Raw genomic sequence first — 22,156 nt, forward strand, 5'->3', positions numbered from 1 at the left:
GAAAACATGTTGTGGAAGAGAATTTTAAGTGCAGTTGTAGGGATTCCAGTAGTATTATATGTTATCTACCAAGGAGAATTACCATTCTTAGCATTTGTAATGCTGGCTTCTGTAATAGGTATGCGCGAATACTCAAATATTTTAGTAAATAGCCAAGTGAAGCTTGATGGAAGTGATTTTAAGTTACTTTATTTCAGTGCAGTATTAATGCCACTAGCAGCTTTTTTTAGTATTGAGGTGCTTTTTGCTGCATTTATAAGTCTAATAGGGTTAATATTGATTAAGGGGATTTTGTCATATCCAGATCAGGACATGAATAAGACTGGAACAATTGCTATGGGTATAATATATCCAAGCCTTTTAATCAGTTTTTTAGTATTATTAAGACAAATACCTGAAGTTGGGGTTGAATATATTATATTAGTGCTAGTAGTTACCTGGGCTAGTGATACGGGAGCTTACTTTACAGGTATGAGCCTTGGACGGAGTAAGTTGGCGCCTAAATTAAGCCCAAAGAAAACAATAGAAGGTGCTATTGGTGGAGTAATAGCTGCCGTACTAGCTGTAATAGTAATGAATATGTTCACTTTTTCTTTCCACTTGGCAATTGCTATAGCTATAGGTGGATTGGGTAGTGTTGCAGCACAACTTGGGGATTTGTACGAATCCATGCTTAAGCGCATTGCGGGAATTAAGGATTCTGGAAATGTTATTCCTGGTCACGGTGGAGTACTAGATCGACTGGATAGCTTATTATTAGTTGCTCCTGTGATTTATTATATGTTAGTTCTGATTTAGAAATGCTGAGGTGAAACATATGGATATACCTGATAAGTGGCTACTAGTTTTAATAAAAATACTTTTGCTTATAACCCTATCTATAGCTATAGTCATAATTAGCTTCACAAGTTTAAAATTTTTTATAACTGCAGTTATTCCTATATTTATGCCATTTATCATTGCTTTAGTAATAGCATTGGTTATAGATCCTGTTGTTGATCTTGTAGAAAAAAAGTTTAAACTGAATCGAACTATAGCTTCTTTTATAACGCTTATTGCTGTTATGGCAATCATTGGGTATGGACTAGTTTTTGTAATCACTTTGGCAATTGTAGAGCTAGTGGAGTTTACTGCTAGCTTACCAATGTACTATAATTTAGTTTATGATACTTTGGAACAAGTTTTTACCCAAGCAAAATACTTACAATACCTATATTTTATTGATGTGCCTGAAAATATTCAAGAACAAATGCTCTTGAATTTAGAGAATATTCTAATGGATGTACGAGATTTTTCTCGTGAAATAATAGACTACATTATTTTGTTTATGTCATCACTGCCTGGGTTTATGACCCTAATAATTATTGCTTCAATAGCTACTTTTTTTATTAGTAGAGATAGAAAAAAAATAGCTAGAGGTGTTGTGAATGTGTTGCCTGTAGCTATAAGAGATAAAACAGTAGATGTCTTTAAAGATTTATCAAATGCTACTATTGGTTTTTTGAGAGCACAACTAATTTTAATTACTATAACTGGTATACAAACAGTAGTAGGCTTATATATCATTGGTGTAGATTATGCAATAACAGTTGGTATATTAGTAGGGATAGTAGACATTTTGCCAATTCTTGGACCGGGCTTAATTTTTATACCGTGGGTAATTATTGTATTGTTACTGGGTAATCCAGGTTTCGCTCTATCCTTACTATTGTTGTACGGTGTAGTTATCGTAGTTAGAATACTACTAGAGCCTAAGATCGTTGCAGATAATATTGGTCTACACCCCTTAACAACATTAATAGGTATTTATGTAGGTCTGAAGACCTTAGGGCTTATAGGCGTTATCGCAGGGCCGCTAATAATTATAATAATAAAAGCAATCCTGCGAAAGGATAAAAAAAATTAATGAGGAGAGCTATCGATGAAATCAATTGCAATACTTGGTTCCACAGGTTCTATAGGAACCCAAGCTTTAGATATAGTAGACTGGCATCCCAGTCAGTTTGATGTAGACCTAATATCAGTTAATAAAAATATTGAGTTATTAGAAGAGCAAATTGATAAGTACAGCCCAAGCTATGCGGTTATTATGAATGAAGAAAAAGGAAATCACTTTGTAAAAAGTGGTAGGAGTGGAAAATGCAAGGTTTTTGTAGGTATGGAAGGAATGTTAGAGGCTATTAGATTGACTAAAGCGGATACAGTTGTAACTGCTCTCTCTGGAGTAGTAGGGTTAAAGCCAACAGTAGAAGCTATAAAAGCTGGCAAAAATATTGCTCTAGCAAATAAAGAAACATTAGTTGCAGCAGGACAGCTGGTTATGAGTTTAGCACATGAGCATGGCGTTAGTGTACTACCTGTAGACAGTGAACACTCCGCATTATTTCAATGCATGATTGGTGAAGATGAACAAACTATAGAGAAGATAATCCTTACAGCCTCCGGGGGGCCTTTTAGAAAAGCTGATAAAGAAACCTTGGAAACAGTTACACCTGAAATGGCGTTAAAGCACCCTAACTGGAATATGGGGGGGAAAATTTCAATCGATTCAGCTACTATGATGAATAAAGGACTCGAAGTAATAGAGGCAAAATGGTTATTTGGGTTGGACAATGAAAAAATTGAAGTTGTTGTCCATCCAGAAAGTATTGTTCACTCTATGGTGCAGTACCTTGACGGATCTTTTTTAGCCCATTTAGGAAGTCCTGATATGCGAATACCTATACAATATGCACTTACATATCCAGCAAGAATGAAAACAGAAGTAGAGAGGTTGAATTTTACAAAGTTGGCAAGCCTAACCTTTGAAGCAGCGGATGAAGAAAAGTTTCCCTGTCTAAAACTGGCATACGATGCTATGAAAATTGGAGAAACTATGCCTGCTGTAATGAACGCAGCAAATGAAATTGCAGTTGATGCATTTCTAAATAGAAGAATTAAATTCACTGAAATACCTCTGTTAATACAACAATGCATGAAAGAACACAATCCTATAAAAAATGCTAATTTAGATGATGTATTAAAAGCAGATAACTGGGCTCGCGAAATTACACATATTAATATAAGCAGGTAAAATTTTAAAAGGCGGTGAATAAATTGACAACATTTTGGTCAGCGATATTTGTCTTTGGCTTACTTATTTTTGTTCATGAACTAGGACACTTTTTAGCAGCAAAAAGAGTGGGTATTAAGGTTGAAGAGTTTTCAATCTTTATGGGGCCAAAACTGATAAATAAAAAAGTTGGAGAGACTTTGTATACATTGAGGTTATTGCCTATTGGAGGATACTGCAAAATGGCAGGTATGGACGGTGAGGAGGATACTTCTGGTAAGGGATTTAACAGTAAAAGTGTTCCTCAGAGAATGGTAGTTATAGCAGCAGGTTCAGTAATGAACTTCTTGCTGGCCATAGTGTTATTCACCTTAATCTACGGGTTTATTGGAATACCTCAGCATACAACTGAAATCGGAAATATAGTTCCCGATAAGCCTGCTGCTGAAGCAGGTCTGCTAAAAGGGGACGAGATAATCGCAATTAATGATGAGAAAATGGAGAATTGGTCTGAACTGGTAGGAACTATTCAGCAATACCCTGGAGAGGAAGTCAAGGTAACGGCGGATAGAGGTGGGCAGACGTTGGAAGTTTTTCTAACCCCAGAAATGGATGAAAGCCAAGGTATGGTTTTAATAGGAATTGAGCGTACAGAAGAGGTGAGTAGAGAAACTCAAGGTTTATTCAGTGCCATAGGGGCTGCTACGTCTCAAACAGTACAATTTACAGTATTAATTGTGGTAAGCCTAGGGCAAATGATTACAGGGCAAATGGCTCCAGACGTGGTAGGACCGGTAGGGATAGTAGAGGTTATTGGCCAATCAGCTAGTTTTGGGATTCCATATTTATTGAATTTAGCAGCTATAATTAGTATAAACCTTGGACTATTAAACCTACTCCCTATACCAGCTTTAGACGGTAGCAGATTGATATTCTTAGCCATAGAGGGCATTAGGAGAAAGCCTCTAGATCCTGCTAAAGAAAATTTTGTTCATCTTATAGGTTTTGCAATGTTAATATTGTTAATGATACTAGTTACCTATCAAGATGTTCTAAGAATTTTTTGTTAACGGTTAATTTTGACAAAAGGTGGTAATAATTTTGACAAACGATACGATAAAGAGAAGGCCTACGTCAACAGTAGCAGTTGGAAATGTATTAATTGGCAGTGAGCACCCTGTTGTAATCCAATCTATGACGAATACGGATACGAGAAATGCTGCAGAAACTATTGAACAAATTAACTTATTAGCAAGTGCTGGCTGTGAGATTGTTCGAGTAGCGGTTCCTGATGAAGAGGCAGCTGATGCCCTTGTGGAGATTGTAAGGGATGCAGAGGTGCCTGTAGTAGCAGATATTCACTTTGACTATCGCCTAGCCCTAAGGTCTATTGAAAACGGGGTTAGTTGTCTTAGGATAAATCCTGGAAATATTGGTTCTAAAGAGCGGGTGAGGGAAGTTGTTCTGGCCAGTAAAGATAAAAATATACCCATTCGGATTGGCGTAAATGCAGGTTCTTTAGAAAAGGAGATACTGCACAAATACGGTATGCCTTGTTCAGATGCAATGGTTGAGAGCGCTATGGGACACATTGCATTATTAGAAGATCTCAATTACAATCATATAAAAGTATCCTTAAAGGCATCAGATGTGCCTATGATGATACACGCCTATAAAAAATTGGCAGCTAAAGTAGATTACCCCTTTCATATTGGTGTAACTGAAGCAGGCTCTGTTACTAAGGGAACCGTCAAGTCAGCAGTAGGTATTGGAAGTCTATTGGCTCAGGGGATTGGAGATACAATTAGAGTATCACTGACTGGAAGTCCCTTAAATGAAGTGCCAGTTGCCAAGGACATACTCCAGTCTCTTGGCTTGCGAAAAGAGGGGTTGGAGTTAATATCCTGTCCCACATGTGGTCGGTGCCAAGTCGATTTACAAGATATAGTAGAGCGAGTAGAAGATTATACTAGTGATATCGCTGTTCCAATAAAGGTTGCAGTTATGGGGTGTGTAGTAAATGGACCAGGTGAGGCTCGAGAAGCTGATATTGGAATAGCAGGAGGAAAAGGGGAAGGACTTTTATTCAAAAAAGGTGAAGTAATGAAGAAGCTACCTGAAAAGGAGCTGGTTGATGAACTTCTCAGTCAAATAGAGGATATAGTAACAAATTATAGGGGGGAAAGTAATGAGAGTTAGTCAAATGTTTATACCCACATTGAGACAAGAGCCAGCTGAAGCAGAAATAATTAGTCACAAGTTAATGCTAAGAGCTGGATTTATTAGAAAGAGCTCAGCGGGAGTTTATACATATATGCCACTAGGCTATAAGATAATAAAAAAAATATCTGAAATAGTAAGAGAAGAAATGGATCGTGCAAATGGGCAAGAAGTGCTTTTGCCTATAATTCAGCCTGCTGAATTATGGCAGGAAACTGGAAGATGGGATGTATATGGCGATGAGATGTTTAGGCTAAAGGACAGACATAATAGAGACTTTTGTTTGGGGCCAACTCATGAGGAGATAATAACTGATTTAGTGAGAGGGGAAGTAAAGTCATATAAGCAGTTACCAATGCTCTTATATCAGATACAAAATAAATATCGAGACGAGCGAAGACCTAGATTTGGGTTAATGCGAGGCCGAGAATTTATTATGAAGGACTTGTACTCCTTTGATGTGGATGAAGCAGGATTAGACATAAGCTATAAGTCTATGTATCAGGCATACTCTAACGTCTTTAAGCGCTGTGGACTAGAATTTAGTCCAGTTGAAGCAGATTCCGGAGCCATGGGGGGAAGTACTACCCATGAATTTATGGCTATTGCTGATAGTGGCGAAGCTGAAATAGTATACTGTAAGACTTGCCAGTACGCAGCAAATACTGAGAAGGCACCCTGCAATGACCCTCAGGGTGAAGTCATTCAAAGCGATCAGATGAAAGTTTTAGAACTAGTAGAGACACCAGAAGTACAATCAATTGAAGATGTTGCTGAGTTTTTGAAGGTGGATAAAAAAGATACAGTTAAGACACTAGTATATGAGGCAGATGAGCAGCTAGTTTTAGCATTAGTCAGAGGTGATAGAGAGCTAAATGAAGTAAAGCTACAAAACCTACTAGGAGCTTCTATTTTAGAAATGGCTGATGCGGGCAAAGTTGCTTCTGAGATGGGGTGTGAAGTAGGGTACTTGGGACCCATAAATAAAGATATTAAAGTGATAGCTGATTACGAAGTAAAGTATTTAGGCAATACGGTTGTGGGAGCAAACAAAGCGGGATATCACTATGTAAACGCAAACCCCGCTAGAGACTTCAATGTAGAAAGCTACGGCGACTTAAGAATGATTGAAAAAGAAGATCCATGCCCAAAATGTGGAAAAGAACTAACCTTTGCTCGGGGCATAGAGGTTGGACAAGTATTTAAATTGGGTACTAAGTACAGTGAATCTTTAAATGCCAAATACCTAGATGAAAATGGCAAAGAGCAGCTAATGGTTATGGGATGCTATGGAATTGGTGTTAGTAGAACAATGGCTGCTATAATTGAACAACATTATGATGAGAATGGCATAATATGGCCTGTTGAGATAGCACCATATAAAGTGGTAATAGTTCCAGTAAACGAAAAAGATACTGAAATAGTAGAATTTGCAGAAGGCCTTTATACCGAATTAACTCAATCTGGAATAGAGGTAGCATTAGATGACAGAAAAGAGCGGGCTGGGGTAAAGTTCAAGGATGCTGATTTAGTCGGATATCCTTTACGAATTACTGTAGGAAAAACATATAAAGAGTATGGGGAAGTAGAAATTAATATAAGAAGAACAGGGGAGAGAATTACAGAAAAGTCTGAGCAAGTAGTTAGCTGGGTCCAAGCTTACTTAGAGGACAACAAATAAGGTATAATCCCAATATATATAATTGGGTTTAGGAGGCGAATGATGTGGGAGTAGCAGCAATAATACCTGCGTACAATGAAGAGCGCACTATAGGAAATGTGGTTAGGGTGTGCAAGTCATCTGATTTATTATCAGAGGTTATTGTAGTTAGCGATGGCTCTGTAGATTCCACTGCGGTAGTAGCATGTGATGCTGGAGCAACAGTGGTAGATTTGCCCCAGAATGTGGGCAAAGGTGGAGCAATGATGAGAGGGGTTGCTAAAACAGAATGTGAATACATCTTATTCTTAGATGCGGACTTGATAGGCTTAACTGAAAAGCACATTGCTAGCTTAGTGGAGCCGGTAATCAATGAAGATATAGATATGACCATAGGTGTATTCGAGCAGGGTAGAATTGCTACGGATTTGGCTCAAATAATTGCTCCCAATTTGTCTGGACAAAGAGCTTTAAAAAAAGATATCTTAAAGGAAATCTCCAATTTAGATGTAACTCGCTTTGGGATAGAAGTGGCACTGACAAGATATGCTTCAGCTAAAGGGTTAAAAACAAGAGATGTGATTTTACCCGATATGTCCCATGTGATGAAGGAAGAAAAGCTAGGGCTTGTAAAAGGGTTTGCAGCTAGGATGAAAATGTATTGGGAAATTGCTAAAAATACAAAGAAAAGCCAATAATGGGGTATGAGAAAATGTGGCTTGAGAAACTTAAACATGCAACGAAAATAGATAATGAGACTATGACTTATTTACAAAAAGTCAACTTAGAGAAAGTGGTAGTTTGTGAGGAGAAAAAAAATTGGTGCATTCACTTAAAATCCACAAATAATTTAGATGAAAAATTTGCCCAAAAAGTAGAGAAACTATTTGAAGACGCTTTTCCTAATGTGAAAAAAGTAAAGGTTTTATTAAAGCTAAATAAGGAAGAAAGTATAGATCTAGAGAGCTTTTCTGAAAAGAACTGGAATGAATTAGTCAAATTCCTCAAAGAAGAACTACCTGTTGCTGCTGGATACTTGGCTAATTCGTCCTGTGAAATAGAAAATAACAATATAATTATTTCTATTCCCAATAAGTTAGGGAAGGAAATACTAAAACAAAGAGCTACTAGGTTAATATGTAAGTGGTTTGAAGATAAGTGCAAAACAGAGGTTCAAGTAAAGTTTGTAGTAAAAGAGGTAGATACCAGTGAAGAAGCTGACAAGCTACAGGATATTATGCTAGCTAAGGCAAGGGTAGCAGCAACAGAGAACAGACCAGAGCCTAAGTCAGTAGCACCTAAAGCAGATAATAAACTAAACCAATCTCAATCTAGAATAATTTTAGGCAAAAAAATAGGTTCAGAGATACCAGTAGTACCAATTGAAACTATTACAGAAGAAGAGAAACAAATTTGCATAAAAGGTGAAATCTTTGATTTAGAAGAGATTACATTTAAAACAGGGCGAAAGCTATTTTCGCTCTATATTACTGATAAAACTGATTCAATTACTATTAAAGTGTTTTCCCCTGATAAAGGCAACTTTCAACCTGAGAAGTTTAAGAAAGGTGCCTTTGTAAAAGTGCAGGGGCCAGTCAAATTTGACACTTATAGCAATGAACTAGTTTTAATGGCATATAATATTCAGGAAGCTACAATAGAAAGCCAAAAGGACTTAGAAGATAGAAAGAGAGTTGAGCTACACCTGCATACAAAAATGAGCTCAATGGATGGGGTTTCTTCACTAGAAGCATTTGTCAAAAGGGCAGCTGAATGGTCCCACAGTGCAATTGCGATCACAGATCATGGAGTTGTGCAGGCATTTCCCGATGCTGCCGATCTAGGCGAAAAGTATGGGGTTAAAATTATTTATGGGATGGAAGGGTACTTAGTGGATGATACCACAGGGGATCCTGATTTTCTTAAGAAAAGAGCTAACCACATAGTTATACTTGCAAAGGACTATGTTGGTCTTAAGAACTTATACAAACTTGTTTCAATGTCTCACCTTAATTATTTCTTTAGACAGCCTCGTATACCTAAAAGTGTACTAGAGCAATACAGAGAGGGTTTAATTATTGGATCAGGTTGTGAAGCGGGAGAATTAATATCAAAGTATTTAGATGGGGCAGATGAGGACAAGCTACGAGAGATTGCAAGCTTTTACGATTACTTAGAGATTCAACCAAAGGGCAATAATGAATTCTTGGTTCGCGAGGGTGTTACCACTGAGGAAGGCTTAGAAAAGATGAATCAGTTTATTGTAGAACTTGGGCAAAGCATGCAAAAGCCTGTTGTAGCTACTGGCGATGTACATTTTCTAGATGAGACCGACTGTATTTACAGAGAGATTTTGATGCGAAGCAAGGGATTTAATGACGCAGAAAATCAGCCGCCCTTGTACTATAGAAGTACTAAAGCGATGCTAGAAGAATTCGCCTACCTTGGTTCTGAAACCGCATATGAAGTTGTTGTGGAAAACACAAATAATATTACTAATCAAATTGAAGATTTAAAACCTATTCCCGATAGTTTTTACCCACCTGCAATAGAAGGTTCTGAGGAACAAATTAAGGAAATGACTATGGAAAGAGCAAGGGAACTATATGGAGAACAACTTCCAGAAGTAGTAGAAAAGAGTATTAATAAGGAGCTTGACTCTATTATCAATAACGGCTTTGCGGTATTATATTTAATTTCTCATAAATTAGTAAAAAAATCTAATGAAGATGGTTACTTAGTAGGCTCTAGAGGTTCTGTAGGCTCGTCTCTAGTCGCTACTCTAACAGGCATTACTGAGGTAAACCCACTTCCACCTCATTATCGTTGTCCTGAATGCAAGTTCAATGAGTTTATTTTAGACGGTTCTGCTGGCTCAGGGGCTGACCTGAAAGACAGAGAATGTCCTAAATGCAACACAGATCTGGTTAAAGATGGCCATGATATTCCCTTTGAGGTTTTTCTCGGGTTTAAAGGGGATAAGGTTCCAGATATTGACTTGAACTTTTCTGGAGAGTATCAAGGGGAGATTATGAAATATACAGAGGACCTCTTTGGCAAGGAGTATGTATACAGGGCGGGTACTATTGCAACTGTTGCTGAGAGGACGGCCTTTGGGTTCATAAAAAAATACTTAGAGGAATCTGGAAGAACTGCGAGAAACGCTGAAGTGAATAGACTAGTAAAGGGTTGTTCTGGGGTTAAGAGAACCACAGGACAGCACCCAGGAGGCCTTATGGTAGTGCCAAAGGATCATGATATTTACGATTTCACCCCTATTCAAAGGCCAGCAGATGACCAAAAGTCAGAGACTACAACCACCCATTTTGATTACCATGCTATTAGTAGTCGGTTGGTAAAGCTAGATATTTTGGGTCATGATGACCCTACAGTTATAAAAATGCTTGAGGATCTCACAGGAGTAGATGCTACTAAAATAAAGCTAGATGACGAAAAAACTATGAGCATCTTTTCTTCTGTAGAAGAATTAGGTGTCACAGAGGAAATGATAAAGTCAAAAGTTGGTACTTTTGGCATACCAGAATTCGGGACAAGATTTGTTCGAAAAATGCTTGAAGACACTAGGCCTTCTACTTTTTCAGAACTAGTTAGGATTAGTGGTCTTTCGCATGGTACTGATGTGTGGCTAAACAACGCTCAGGAATTGATTCAAAAGGGTATAGCTCAATTGAACGAAACCATCTCAACTAGAGACGATATAATGACCTATCTGATATATAAAGGAATGGAACCCACTCTTGCATTTCAGATTATGGAAGGGGTGCGAAAGGGCAAAGGCTTAAAGCCAGAGCAAGAAGAGGCTATGAGGGCAGCACAAGTTCCTCGGTGGTACATTGATTCCTGTAAAAAAATAAAGTATATGTTCCCCAAAGCCCATGCGGTTGCATATGTGATGATGGCATTTAGAATTGCTTATTTTAAAGTGAACTATCCGCTAGCTTTTTACACTACATTTTATACAGTGCGGGCTGATGAATTCGATGCAAATATTGTTTGCAAAGGAAAAGATTTTATTGAGAAGCAAATTATAGAGTACGAAAAAAAAGGTAATGATATAAGTACTAAAGAGAAGAGTTTGCTGACAATATTAGAAGTAGCTTTAGAGATGTATTGCAGGGGTGTCAATATTAGAAGAGTATCATTGGAAGAATCCCATGCTACTGATTTCTTAATAGTAGATAATGAAATTCTACCTCCATTATCTAGCTTACAAGGAGTTGGAGCAACTGCAGCACAAAATATTGTGGCCGCACGTGAGAACGGATTTTTTAACTCAATTGAGGATTTACGTGTTCGTGGTAGAGCTACAAAAACTGTTATCGAAGCGCTAGATAATCACGGTTGTCTACTTGATCTTCCAGCAACAAGTCAGATTGAATTATTTAGCTAGGAGAGGGCTTTCTTGCCAAAGAATACTCTTTGTGATATACTTATAGCGAATTCGGAGACGTACATTTACTTTGCGGAAAAAGAGTGGGGCAATGCCCACTCTTTTCATATATTTTAAGGAGGTGTTAATATGTCAAAGGTAGCTGAACAAGTTGAGCAACTAATTAATCCTCTTTTTGAAAGTGACGCTAAACTTTCAGAATACGAACTAGTTGATGTTGAGTACAAAAAAGAGGGAGAAAACTGGTTTCTCAGAGTTTACATAGATAAAGATGATGGTATTAATTTGGATGATTGTCAAAAAGTCAGTTCAGCATTGGACGTACTTCTAGATGAGCATGATGTAGTGCCCAATTCATACTTTTTAGAGGTTTCATCACCGGGAATAGAAAGGCCTTTAAAAAAACCAAGTGATTTTGAAAAGTTCATAGGAAAAAAAGCAAAAATCAAAGGTTATGTGGCAATATATGACAAGCAAAAAGAAGTGATTGGTGTAATTGCTGATACTACAGACACTGATGTGACAATCCATATTGAAAATAATATTGAAGTTACAATTAAATACGACCAGATTGCCAGTGCTCACCTATGGGTAGATTTCTAAAAATGAATAAGGAGGGAAAGTATGAACACTGAGTTTTTAGAAGCACTTAATGATTTAGAGAAGGAAAAAGGTATTGCCATTGAGGTATTGCTTGAAGCAATAGAAGCAGCTTTGGTATCTGCGTACAAAAAAAACTTTGGCAGCTTAAAAAATGTTAAAGTTCATATAGACAGAACTACAGGCGAAATCCAGGTTATGTCTAGACGAGATGTAGTGGCAGAAGTTAGTGATGATCGCGCAGAAATTGGCTTAGCAGAAGCGAAAGAAATCGATCCCCGATACGAAGAGGGAGATGTAGTTGAGCAGGAAGTAACTCCTAAGAATTTTGGAAGAATTGCAGCGCAAACTGCTAAACAGGTTGTGGTTCAAAGGCTTAGGGAAGCAGAACGAGGAATCATATATCAAGAGTTCTCCAATAGAGAGGGAGATATTGTTACAGGGATTGTACAAAGACAAGAGCAAAAAAATGTATTTATAGATCTTGGAAAGGTTGAAGCAGTTTTAGCTCCAACCGAGCAAATTTCCGGTGAAAGTTACGAACACAATGATAGAGTAAAAACTTATATTGTGGAAGTGAAAAAAACTACTAAAGGGCCACAGATAATGGTTTCCCGAACTCATCCAGGACTTCTTAAAAGATTATTTGAGTTAGAAGTGCCCGAAATTCATGACGGCATAATTGAAATCAAATCAGTTTCTCGAGAAGCAGGATTCAGATCAAAAATTTCAGTACATTCCAGTGACGAAAATGTAGATCCTGTAGGGGCATGTGTAGGGCCAAAAGGAGCCAGGGTACAAGCAATAGTAAACGAATTGCGGGGCGAAAAAATTGATATAGTAAAGTGGAGTGAGGACCCAGCTGTTTACGTGGCCAATGCTCTTAGCCCATCTAAAGTTTTGTCAGTGGACATTAATGAAAAAGAAAGTGTAGCTGCTGTTGTAGTCCCTGATTACCAACTATCTTTAGCGATCGGTAAAGAAGGACAAAATGCCAGATTAGCTGCAAAATTAACTGGGTGGAAAATAGACATAAAAAGTGAAAGTCAGGCCGGTCTAGAAAGTGAAGCTGAACTCCCAATTTTTGAGGAGGATACTGATGAGTAAAACAAAGAAAATCCCCGTGAGAGTTTGTGTTGGCTGTAGGGAAACAAAGAATAAAAAAGAGCTAATACGAATTGTCAAATCAGCTGAAGGTGATTTTTCAGTTGATAATACCGGCAAAAAGTCGGGAAGAGGGGCTTATATCTGTAATAACTCAGAATGTTTCGACAAAAGTGTGAAAACTAAAGGCTTGGAAAAGTCTTTTAAACAAAGCATACCTGTTTCTGTTGTTGACCAGTTGAGGGAAAGTGTGGGTGAAGACAAATAAATGGAACAACAAAAAGTATTCGCTCTTCTTGGATTTGCCCAAAGATCTGGACAAATCGTATCAGGAGTAAATCAGGTAGAAAGTCATATTAAAAATAAAAAAATTGAGCTAGTTATTGTCGCCACTGATGCGTCTAAACAGATAGCGGAGGATTTGCTTTTAAAATGCCAGTTTCATGGTGTAGAAGCAATTCAGTTTGGACAAAAGATGGAACTGGGACTGGCAATAGGTAAATCACCAAGAACGGTAATAGGCATTAGCAACAGGGAATTCGCGATGCAAATAAAAAAATATTTAGAGTAGGTTAGTATTTTTGGGGGTGAATTGATGGTAAAAATAAGAGTTTACGAGTTGGCTAAAGAGTTAGGTGAAAACAGTAAAGATATCGTTACAAAACTTCATGATTTAAATATCACCGTAAAAAACCATATGAGTAGTATTTCTACAGAAGAAGCGGAAAAACTGAAGCAGAGTTTAGGGAAAAAACAAGAAGATACCAGCATAAAAGCTGCACCTAAACAAACAAAAGGTGGGGCAAACAAAAATCAAAGTGGCAAAAAAGGAGATAAGAAAATTAGTAATAATACAGCAAAATCCCCAGAAGAGACAGAAAAATTCATAGAAATAAGCCCTAACATAACTGTACAAGAACTAGCAGATGCTATTAATAAAAGCAGTGCAGAAGTGATAAAAAAATTAATGCTTTTAGGTGTTATGGCAACGATTAATCAGGAAGTAGATGTGGATACAGCTTCATTAGTAGCCTCTGAATTTGGGTATGATGTAAAAGTAAAAGAAATTAAGGAAGAAGATTTAATTCCTGAAGAAGTAGATAATCCTGAGGATTTAGAAGAAAGACCTCCTGTTGTTACAGTAATGGGCCATGTAGACCATGGAAAAACATCACTATTAGATGCTATTAGAAGTGCTCGAGTTACTGCAAAGGAAGCAGGTGGAATTACACAGCACATTGGAGCTTATCAGGTTCAGGCAAATGATAAAAAGATAACTTTCATAGATACGCCTGGACACGAGGCCTTTACTGCTATGAGAGCCAGGGGAGCTCAGTCTACAGATATTGCCATTCTAGTAGTAGCAGCTGATGATGGAGTTATGCCACAAACTATAGAAGCTATTAACCATGCTAAGGCTGCTGAGGTACCTATAATTGTCGCTATCAACAAGATGGATAAGCCCGAAGCCAATCCTGATCGAGTTAAGCAAGAACTAACTGAGCACGGTTTAGTAGCAGAAGAGTGGGGGGGCGAAACCATATGTGTTCCAGTTTCAGCAAAGTCTCATGAAGGTATAGATGATTTACTGGAAATGATCTTATTGGTTGCTGAAGTTGAGGAACTTAAGGCTAACCCTAATCGCTTAGCAACTGGGGTTGTAGTTGAGGCAAAGCTTGACAAAGGCAGGGGGCCTGTAGCCACAGTTATCGTACAGAGAGGAACTCTCAATGTAGGTCATATTTTAGTAGCAGGACTATCTTACGGTAAAGTGAGAGCCATGATGGACCATGCTGGAAAGCGGGTAAAAAATGCTGGACCTTCATATCCAGTAGAAGTATTAGGACTATCAGATGTACCTGAAGCAGGAGAGACTTTTACGGTATTTTCTGAAGAAAAGATTGCAAGAAGTATAGTTGAAAAGAAAATTCACATAAAGAAAGAAGAAATTCAAAAACGAAAAAGCAGCGTTTCCCTAGATGACTTATTTAAGCAAGTGGGAGAAGGAAACATTAAAGACTTAAATATCATAATTAAGGGAGATGTTCAGGGATCTGTTGAAGCATTAAGACAGTCACTTGAAAAACTTGATACTGATGAAGTAAGAGTTAGCATTATTCACACCGGTGTGGGAAATATAACAGAAACTGATGTTATGTTAGCTACAGCATCAAGCGCGATTATTATCGGTTTTAATGTGAGGCCAGATGCTAATACAAGAAAAGCTGCTGAAAAAGAGAGTATAGATATAAGACTATATAGAGTTATTTATGATGCCATTGAAGACGTGAAAAAAGCAATGTCAGGATTACTTGATCCAGATATAAAAGAAGTTGTTCAAGGTCGAGCACAAGTAAGGGCTACATTCAAGGTTCCAAAAGCTGGAACTATAGCAGGATGCTATGTGATCGATGGTAAAATAACTAATAGCTCAAAAGTTAGAGTAATTAGAGATGGCGTGGTAATCCACGAATCAGACATCGATTCCCTGAAGAGATTTAAAGATGACGCTAAAGAGGTCGTCCAAGGATATGAGTGCGGAATTGGTGTTGAGAACTTTAATGACATCAAAGAAGGCGACGAAATTGAAGCTTATACCTTTGAGGAGGTAAAAAGGGAACTGTAAATGGAGGGGTTAAAATGGCCACACATCGGGCTCATCGCGTTGCAGGAGAAATAAAAAAAGAAATAGCACAAATAGTAAGAGAAGAGGCCAAGGATCCTAGAATCGGAACCTTAACAATAACAGATGTGGAAGTTACTAATGATTTGCGACATGCAAATATCTACATCAGCACGTTGGGACAAAAAGATATAGAGGGCTGCAAGCAAGCTCTGGGGAAAGCCAGTGGATATATTAGATCTGAGCTGGCAAAGCGGATTAGACTAAGATATGCTCCAGAGCTACACTTTAAACTAGACGATTCTCAAACATACGGAGAAAAAATCAACAAGTTACTAGATAAAGTTAAAGGTGAAGATAATGAAAAATGATCTGACATCCATAGTAGAATGCATTAAGGAAAATCATTACTTTACATTAGTATCCCATGTGAGTCCTGATGGGGATAATATAGGTTCAATGATTAGCTTAGGTTTAGCATTGCAAAATATGGGTAAAGACGTAATTCTTATCAACAGCGATCTAACACCAAGTAAATATGATTTCATGACTGACAGAATACCTATTGCAAACACCCTAGAACAGCATAACTCTAAAAGAGTAACTGTTTACTTGGATTGCACTGATTCAAGTCGTGTGGGAGAAACGCTAGCATCGGAGTTTAGTGAGATAGCAAAAGAAAAGCCTATAGTTAATATAGATCACCACATAAGTAACACAAGCTATGGGGAGCTCAATTTAATCGATCCCCACGCCAGTGCTACTGGAGAAATAGTTTATTACCTTCTGCAGGAGCTCAATGTGGAAATTGATCAACACATAGCTACAGCTATATATACGGCTATAATGACGGATACGGGTTCCTTCAGATATCAAAACACTACTGGTAAAACCCTTAGAATTGCTAGTGAGCTATTGGATTTGGGAGCTAACTTAGATGTGATAAATGAAAGTGTATATGAGACAGTAGAGTTTGAGAATATCTGTTTTTTGGCTAAAGCAATAGCACAAATAGATAGAACTGATGATGGGCAAATATGCTGGATTAAACTAAAGCACGAATTGATAGAAGAGTTTAATTATAAAGATACCAGCGCCATAGAAGGTCTTGTGGGATATACTAAATCAGTAGCTGGTGTGAAGATTGGAATTTTATTTACTGAGATGACCCCGGGCGTAGTTAAAATTAGCTTTCGCTCAAAGGGAGATATGGATGTTAACCAATTAGCATCTAAGTTTGGCGGTGGGGGACACCAAAGGGCAGCTGGATGCAAAATTAATGGAGCTCTAGAAAAAGCTGTTGCAGAAGTAATTGCTGAAGCGCAAAAAATGGTGGCCAGATAGGATGACAAGCTATGATGGATATGTTGTTAAATTGCTTAAAGCCTCCGGGCATGACCTCCCATGATGTGGTGGGTTTTATTCGCAAACAATTAAAGACTAAAAAGGTAGGACATGCAGGAACACTGGACCCGGCAGCGGCAGGAGTATTAGTTTTAGGGGTCGGGAAAGGCACAAGAATGCTAGAGTACTTAACTGAGAAGGACAAGGCTTATAGATGTGAAATGGTACTGGGAATTGAAACTGATACCCAAGATACTACAGGGGAAATCTTGCAAAGAATAAACACAAATGGTATTACCGAGGAAGAAATAAAGACAGCCTTTCATGAATATCAAGGTGAGATTATCCAAATACCCCCTGCATATTCAGCTGTTAAGCATGAGGGAACCCCCTTATACAAGCTAGCGCGTCAAGGTAAGCAAATAACTAAACCTGGAAGAAAAATATTTATATCTAAGCTAACAATCTTAAAAATAAAATCTGACGGTGGTTTAACTCGCATTTTATTTGATGTGAACTGTTCCAAGGGGACTTATGTGAGAACAATATGTCACGATATTGGAAAAGCGTTAGGCTGCGGTGGAACCATGTCCTTTCTTATAAGAACTAGGTCAGGTAGCTTTAGAATTGAAGACTCAGTGACTCTAGAGCGCTTTTATGAAGAAGGTCTAAATTTTAATGTACTAGGAAATTCCATAGATAAAGGCTTGGAGGAATATCCGGCTTACATAGTTGGTAATGATGAAGAACTCAAAAAAATTAGCAACGGGGTTGTAGTGAAGCTAAAACAAAATCTTCCTTTGGATAAGATGGTAAGGGTTTATGACCAAGGCAACAATTTTCTTGGTGTTGGTGAGATAAAAGAAAACAGCAACTATTCAAGTTTGAAAATGATAAAATTTATCGGTTAAGGGGTAATTGCCTATGGAAGTTCTGCGCAGTCTAAAGGAAAAAGTAGATTTCAAAAGAGCATGTGTAGCACTTGGAAACTTTGATGGACTGCACTTGGGGCACCAAGAGTTAATTCAAATGGCGATTTCAAGGGCCCGGGAGTGCAATGGAACACCAATGGTATATACTTTTGACCCTCATCCTATGAGCATCCTGAGAGCGGGTAATTTGCCTGGATTAATAGTTTCAACTGAACAAAAGCTCAAGATGCTTGAAAGAATGGGTATTAAAGCAGTGGTGCTTCAGGAATTTGATGAGTCCTTTTCTAGAGTGGAAGCCGATCAATTTGTAGAGGAAATGCTTTTACAAAAACTTGACTTAAAGAGGATTGTTGTGGGATTTAATTACCATTTTGGTTACAAGGGTAGTGGCGATTGGAAAATGTTACAAACAATTGGTAGCCAAAATAATTTTGGTGTAGATGTGATTGAGCCCATTAAATACAAAGATGAGGTAGTTAGCAGTAGCAAAATTCGCAAGCTGCTTATAGATGGGGATGTAGAATATGCTAGTAAACTTCTAGGATACTTTCCTATTTTGGAAGGGCCTGTTGTTCACGGCGATAAATTGGGAAGAAAAATTGGTTTTCCCACTGCTAATATGGACATTGACTCCAACATATTGATTCCAGGCAGAGGCGTATACGCAGTAAAAGTGTTTATTCAGGAAAAAGAGTATATTGGAGTATTAAATATTGGTCTTAGACCTACGGTGACAAACAGATCTTCATTGAGAGTAGAAGTGCATATTCCCCAGGTTAAGCTGGACTTATACAATAAAAAAATTACTGTACAACTTTTCAAAAAGATTCGCAATGAGCAAAAATTTGATAATTTAACTGCACTAGTAGATAAAATTAATGAAGATATAAATGCTACCATAAGTTTTTTTGAAACAGAGGTATATTCTGAGGGATTTGCAAATAAAGTTTACTAACTAGATTTACATTATTATTTTTATGTGGTAAACTACTGATGTCAAGGGAGGATGTATTATGACAGAGCCTGCTATTGATGCCAGTCACGAGGAAATGAAAAAATATGTGCATCTCATTGCAAATATATGCATCAGTGATAACTTCCTTGCTTTAAAAGAGGAACTCGAGGCCTTTTACCAGTCAAGTAAACTAGAGCAACCTTCAGTTCAGGCATTTCAAGATGCGCTTTATACTATCCTTGCAGAAGAGGATTTTGGTCAAATAGACCAAAAATCTTGCTAGCGGGGTAGCTAAAGTGAGAATCATTGTGACTCAGCACGCAAAAAAGAGGCTTAAGGACTTGCGGCAAGAGAAAATAACAATGGAAGACATCTATAAAGCTGCTAGCGAATTGCCTGGCCAGATACCTACAGCAACAAGGTTTAGGGGATTTATAAGCAAGTCTGGCAGGATATTTGATATAGTAGCTAAAGACATCCCTTCGGGGAGACTGGTTATAACAGTGATTGGCAAGTAAAACCATTTGCTAGGTTATTCGTATCTCCGGCGGTAGACTTGGCTTTTGGGGTTAACATTTTAAGGAGGTGAAAAACATGGTTCTAAATTCAGACAGTAAAAAAGAAGTAATTGAAAAGTACAAGCTACACGATAGTGACACAGGATCTCCTGAAGTACAGGTAGCTATATTAACGGAAAAAATTACTTATTTGACTGAGCACTTAAAAACTCATAAGAAAGATCACCACTCAAGACGTGGTCTTTTAAAAATGGTTGGTCAAAGACGTGGTTTATTAAATTACCTTAAAAAGTCTGATATCGAAAGATATCGTCAAATAATTGAAAAGCTTGGCTTGAGACGATAAGAGTAAAGAGCGGATTAAAATCCGCTCTTTCTTTTAGTTTTATTTATAGGTAAAGAAGGAAATACTAAACAATATGTAGAAAAGTATTGTGAATTATACCAAGATAGGAGGTTAAGTTATTATATGAGTTATTTTAACGAGCCATTGGTTAAAAGCATAGAACTAGGTGGAAGGCAGTTAAAGGTTGAAACAGGAAAGCTTGCAAATCAAGCTAATGGTTCAGCGGTTGTAAGTTATGGAGACACAATGGTACTTGTAACGGCTACTGCATCTAAGGAGCCGAGAGAGGGAATTGACTTTTTTCCATTGACTGTGGATTATGAGGAAAGGTTATATGCAGTAGGTAAAATACCAGGAGGGTTCATGAAAAGGGAAGGAAGACCTAGTGAGAAAGCAGTCTTGTCCTCAAGATTGATTGATAGACCTATTAGGCCACTTTTCCCAAAAGGGTACAAAAATGATGTACATATTGTCGCTACTGTTTTATCAGTAGATCAAGACAGCTCACCAGATGTTGTAGCTATGGTTGGTGCATCTTTTGCTCTAACTCTGTCGGACATCCCCTTCCAAGGGCCTATAGGAGCAGTAACAGTTGGTCTAGTAGGTGGCGAATACGTAATAAACCCAACAGTTGAACAGGCGGCAGAAAGTGAACTGAACTTAACTATAGCAGGGACAGCAGATGCAGTTCTAATGGTTGAGGCAGGAGCTCAAGAGTTATCAGAAGAAGTAATTTTAGAGGCAATCATGTTTGGTCACGAAGAAATCAAGAGGATTGTTAGTTTTCAGGATGAGTATCGTACCCAAGCATTAGAAGTTAATCTAGCTAAGGAAAAGGCTGAAGCAGTAGTGGATGCTGTTAACGAGGAGCTAGAAGAGCGAGTTAAGGCAGTTGCTAACGATAAAATTAAAGATGCTATCGTATATTGTGCTGAAAACAAGGTTAAGAAACAAGCTAGAGATGAACACATTACTGGAGTCAAAAAGGAATTAGTTCAAGAGCTAGCTGAGGAGTTTCCTGAGCAGGAAAAGGATATAAAGAGCATTATTGGTAAGCTTGAAAAGGAAAACATGCGCAAGATGACCTTAGAGCAGAAAATGAGAGTAGACGGAAGAGCCCATGATGAAGTGAGACCAATTAGATGTGAAGTTGGAATTACACCTCGGACTCATGGTTCAGGTCTATTTACCAGAGGGGAAACGCAAATACTAACTGTAGCTACTTTAGGCGCTATTGGTGAAGAGCAAATAGTAGACGGACTAGGGATAGAAGAATCAAAAAGGTATATGCATTACTACAACTTCCCACCCTTTAGTGTAGGGGAAGCTAGACCAATGCGGGGTCCTGGAAGAAGAGAGATTGGGCATGGTATCTTAGCTGAGCGAGCGCTAGAGCCAATGATTCCGTCAGAAGAAGACTTCCCATACACACTGAGATTAGTTTCTGAGGCCTTAGGCTCTAATGGGTCTACATCAATGGGCAGTGTTTGTGGTAGTACTCTTTCATTGATGGATGCTGGAGTACCTATTAAGGCACCTGTATCTGGAGTAGCTATGGGGTTGATCCAAGAAGGTGATCAAATAGCTATTTTGACAGATATTCAAGGTGTAGAAGATGCTCTTGGAGATATGGACTTCAAAGTAGCGGGAACAAAAAAGGGTATTACAGCAATTCAAATGGACATAAAAATTGATGGCTTGAGTAGAGAATTACTTCAAAGAGCACTAGAGCAGGCGAAAGCGGGTCGAATGCATATCTTAGGTGAGATGCTAAAGGTAATCGCTGAGCCTAAGTCTGACTTATCTCAATATGCACCTAGAATTATGTCTATGTACATCAATCCAGATAAGATTAGAGATGTAATTGGACCTGGTGGAAAGACAATCAAAAAGCTTGTGGATGAAACAGGTGTAAAAATAGATATAGAAGATGACGGTAAGGTTTATATTGCAGCTGCTGATGTTGAAGCTGGAAACAAAGCACTAAAAATGATTGAAGACTTAGTAGTAGACGTGGAAGTAGGCAAGCTGTATATGGGTAAGGTTATGAGAATAATGAACTTTGGAGCATTTGTAGAAGTTCTACCAGGCAAAGAAGGCCTTGTACACATATCTCAGTTAGCAGAAGACAGAGTGGAAAAGGTTGAAGATGTAGTAAAGGTTGGAGATGAAATCTTAGTTAAGGTAACTGAGATAGACAAGCAAGGACGCGTCAACCTATCTAGAAAAGCTGCTATGAGAGAGCAGGAAAAAAACAATACGGAAAAAAGCCATAACTAAAAGTTATTGGCTTTTTTTTTTTTTTATGTGTGCCCGGCACGGGCGGTAACTTGGCGGTGAAAGTCCGCTGTGGGCTTGGTAGTGGGAACCACTAGCCAATGACAAGGGTGT

The 22,156-nt window shown here is 38.1% G+C and carries 21 protein-coding genes; all 21 read left to right on the forward strand.

What is annotated here, in order from left to right; genetic code table 11:
* The first annotated feature begins 6 nt into the window (after nt 1-6).
* The 21 genes from GGQ84_RS10390 (at nt 7) to pnp (ending at nt 22,045) form a co-directional block, all read left to right on the forward strand.
* Complete coding sequence (locus GGQ84_RS10390) at nt 7-798, forward strand: phosphatidate cytidylyltransferase (protein WP_429162366.1); 792 nt, start codon at nt 7-9, stop codon at nt 796-798.
* 19 nt (nt 799-817) lie between these two features.
* Nucleotides 818-1,906 carry a sporulation integral membrane protein YtvI gene (gene ytvI / locus GGQ84_RS10395; RefSeq protein ID WP_429162367.1) on the forward strand — a complete coding sequence of 363 codons (1,089 nt, stop codon included), beginning with the start codon at nt 818-820 and terminating at the stop codon, nt 1,904-1,906.
* Between the two features lie 15 nt (nt 1,907-1,921).
* On the forward strand, nt 1,922-3,073 hold the full coding sequence (locus GGQ84_RS10400) for a 1-deoxy-D-xylulose-5-phosphate reductoisomerase (RefSeq protein ID WP_429162369.1): 1,152 nt from the start codon (nt 1,922-1,924) through the stop codon (nt 3,071-3,073).
* 14 nt (nt 3,074-3,087) lie between these two features.
* Nucleotides 3,088-4,122 carry an RIP metalloprotease RseP gene (gene rseP, locus GGQ84_RS10405; RefSeq protein ID WP_429162371.1) on the forward strand — a complete coding sequence of 345 codons (1,035 nt, stop codon included), beginning with the start codon at nt 3,088-3,090 and terminating at the stop codon, nt 4,120-4,122.
* A 46-nt stretch (nt 4,123-4,168) separates the two neighbouring features.
* Nucleotides 4,169-5,251: a flavodoxin-dependent (E)-4-hydroxy-3-methylbut-2-enyl-diphosphate synthase gene (gene ispG / locus GGQ84_RS10410; RefSeq protein WP_429162406.1), complete on the forward strand. Its 1,083-nt coding sequence runs from the start codon at nt 4,169-4,171 to the stop codon at nt 5,249-5,251.
* Nucleotides 5,241-6,953 carry a proline--tRNA ligase gene (locus GGQ84_RS10415; protein WP_429162373.1) on the forward strand — a complete coding sequence of 571 codons (1,713 nt, stop codon included), beginning with the start codon at nt 5,241-5,243 and terminating at the stop codon, nt 6,951-6,953. Before ispG ends, GGQ84_RS10415 begins: the two co-directional genes overlap by 11 nt.
* Before the next feature lie 44 nt (nt 6,954-6,997).
* Entirely contained in the window at nt 6,998-7,630 is a 633-nt protein-coding gene (locus GGQ84_RS10420; protein WP_429162375.1) for a glycosyltransferase family 2 protein, read from the forward strand.
* Between the two features lie 14 nt (nt 7,631-7,644).
* A complete protein-coding gene (locus tag GGQ84_RS10425) occupies nt 7,645-11,343 on the forward strand; it encodes a PolC-type DNA polymerase III (protein WP_429162377.1) in 3,699 nt (1,232 codons plus the stop codon).
* A gap of 129 nt (nt 11,344-11,472) precedes the next feature.
* Nucleotides 11,473-11,946 carry a ribosome maturation factor RimP gene (locus GGQ84_RS10430; RefSeq protein WP_429162379.1) on the forward strand — a complete coding sequence of 158 codons (474 nt, stop codon included), beginning with the start codon at nt 11,473-11,475 and terminating at the stop codon, nt 11,944-11,946.
* A gap of 21 nt (nt 11,947-11,967) precedes the next feature.
* Nucleotides 11,968-13,050: a transcription termination factor NusA gene (gene nusA / locus GGQ84_RS10435; protein ID WP_429162381.1), complete on the forward strand. Its 1,083-nt coding sequence runs from the start codon at nt 11,968-11,970 to the stop codon at nt 13,048-13,050.
* On the forward strand, nt 13,043-13,315 hold the full coding sequence (rnpM, locus tag GGQ84_RS10440) for an RNase P modulator RnpM (protein ID WP_429162383.1): 273 nt from the start codon (nt 13,043-13,045) through the stop codon (nt 13,313-13,315). Before nusA ends, rnpM begins: the two co-directional genes overlap by 8 nt.
* Nucleotides 13,316-13,618, forward strand: a complete 303-nt coding sequence (locus GGQ84_RS10445) for a L7Ae/L30e/S12e/Gadd45 family ribosomal protein (RefSeq protein WP_429162384.1) — start codon at nt 13,316-13,318, stop codon at nt 13,616-13,618.
* A gap of 24 nt (nt 13,619-13,642) precedes the next feature.
* Nucleotides 13,643-15,673 (forward strand): translation initiation factor IF-2, encoded by a 2,031-nt coding sequence (gene infB / locus GGQ84_RS10450; RefSeq protein ID WP_429162386.1) that lies wholly within the window; start codon nt 13,643-13,645, stop codon nt 15,671-15,673.
* A gap of 14 nt (nt 15,674-15,687) precedes the next feature.
* Entirely contained in the window at nt 15,688-16,041 is a 354-nt protein-coding gene (gene rbfA / locus GGQ84_RS10455; protein ID WP_429162388.1) for a 30S ribosome-binding factor RbfA, read from the forward strand.
* On the forward strand, nt 16,031-17,014 hold the full coding sequence (locus GGQ84_RS10460) for a DHH family phosphoesterase (RefSeq protein ID WP_429162390.1): 984 nt from the start codon (nt 16,031-16,033) through the stop codon (nt 17,012-17,014). The genes rbfA and GGQ84_RS10460 overlap by 11 nt, the downstream gene beginning before the upstream one ends.
* An 11-nt stretch (nt 17,015-17,025) precedes the next feature.
* The gene (gene truB / locus GGQ84_RS10465; RefSeq protein ID WP_429162392.1) at nt 17,026-17,925 is read left to right on the forward strand and encodes a tRNA pseudouridine(55) synthase TruB; all 900 of its coding nucleotides are present in this window, start codon (nt 17,026-17,028) and stop codon (nt 17,923-17,925) included.
* A 13-nt stretch (nt 17,926-17,938) separates the two neighbouring features.
* Nucleotides 17,939-18,901 (forward strand): bifunctional riboflavin kinase/FAD synthetase, encoded by a 963-nt coding sequence (locus GGQ84_RS10470; protein ID WP_429162394.1) that lies wholly within the window; start codon nt 17,939-17,941, stop codon nt 18,899-18,901.
* A gap of 58 nt (nt 18,902-18,959) precedes the next feature.
* On the forward strand, nt 18,960-19,184 hold the full coding sequence (locus tag GGQ84_RS10475) for a hypothetical protein (protein WP_429162396.1): 225 nt from the start codon (nt 18,960-18,962) through the stop codon (nt 19,182-19,184).
* 13 nt (nt 19,185-19,197) lie between these two features.
* The gene (locus GGQ84_RS10480; protein ID WP_429162397.1) at nt 19,198-19,419 is read left to right on the forward strand and encodes a hypothetical protein; all 222 of its coding nucleotides are present in this window, start codon (nt 19,198-19,200) and stop codon (nt 19,417-19,419) included.
* A gap of 76 nt (nt 19,420-19,495) precedes the next feature.
* Nucleotides 19,496-19,765, forward strand: coding sequence for a 30S ribosomal protein S15 (rpsO, locus tag GGQ84_RS10485; protein ID WP_429162399.1), 270 nt, complete (start codon nt 19,496-19,498; stop codon nt 19,763-19,765).
* Nucleotides 19,766-19,888: 123 nt separating this feature from the next.
* Nucleotides 19,889-22,045, forward strand: coding sequence for a polyribonucleotide nucleotidyltransferase (gene pnp, locus GGQ84_RS10490; RefSeq protein ID WP_429162400.1), 2,157 nt, complete (start codon nt 19,889-19,891; stop codon nt 22,043-22,045).
* The last annotated feature ends 111 nt before the right edge of the window (nt 22,046-22,156 follow it).

The organism is Desulfitispora alkaliphila (assembly GCF_050433185.1).
In the GTDB taxonomy this organism is placed as follows: domain Bacteria; phylum Bacillota; class Desulfitisporia; order Desulfitisporales; family Desulfitisporaceae; genus Desulfitispora; species Desulfitispora alkaliphila.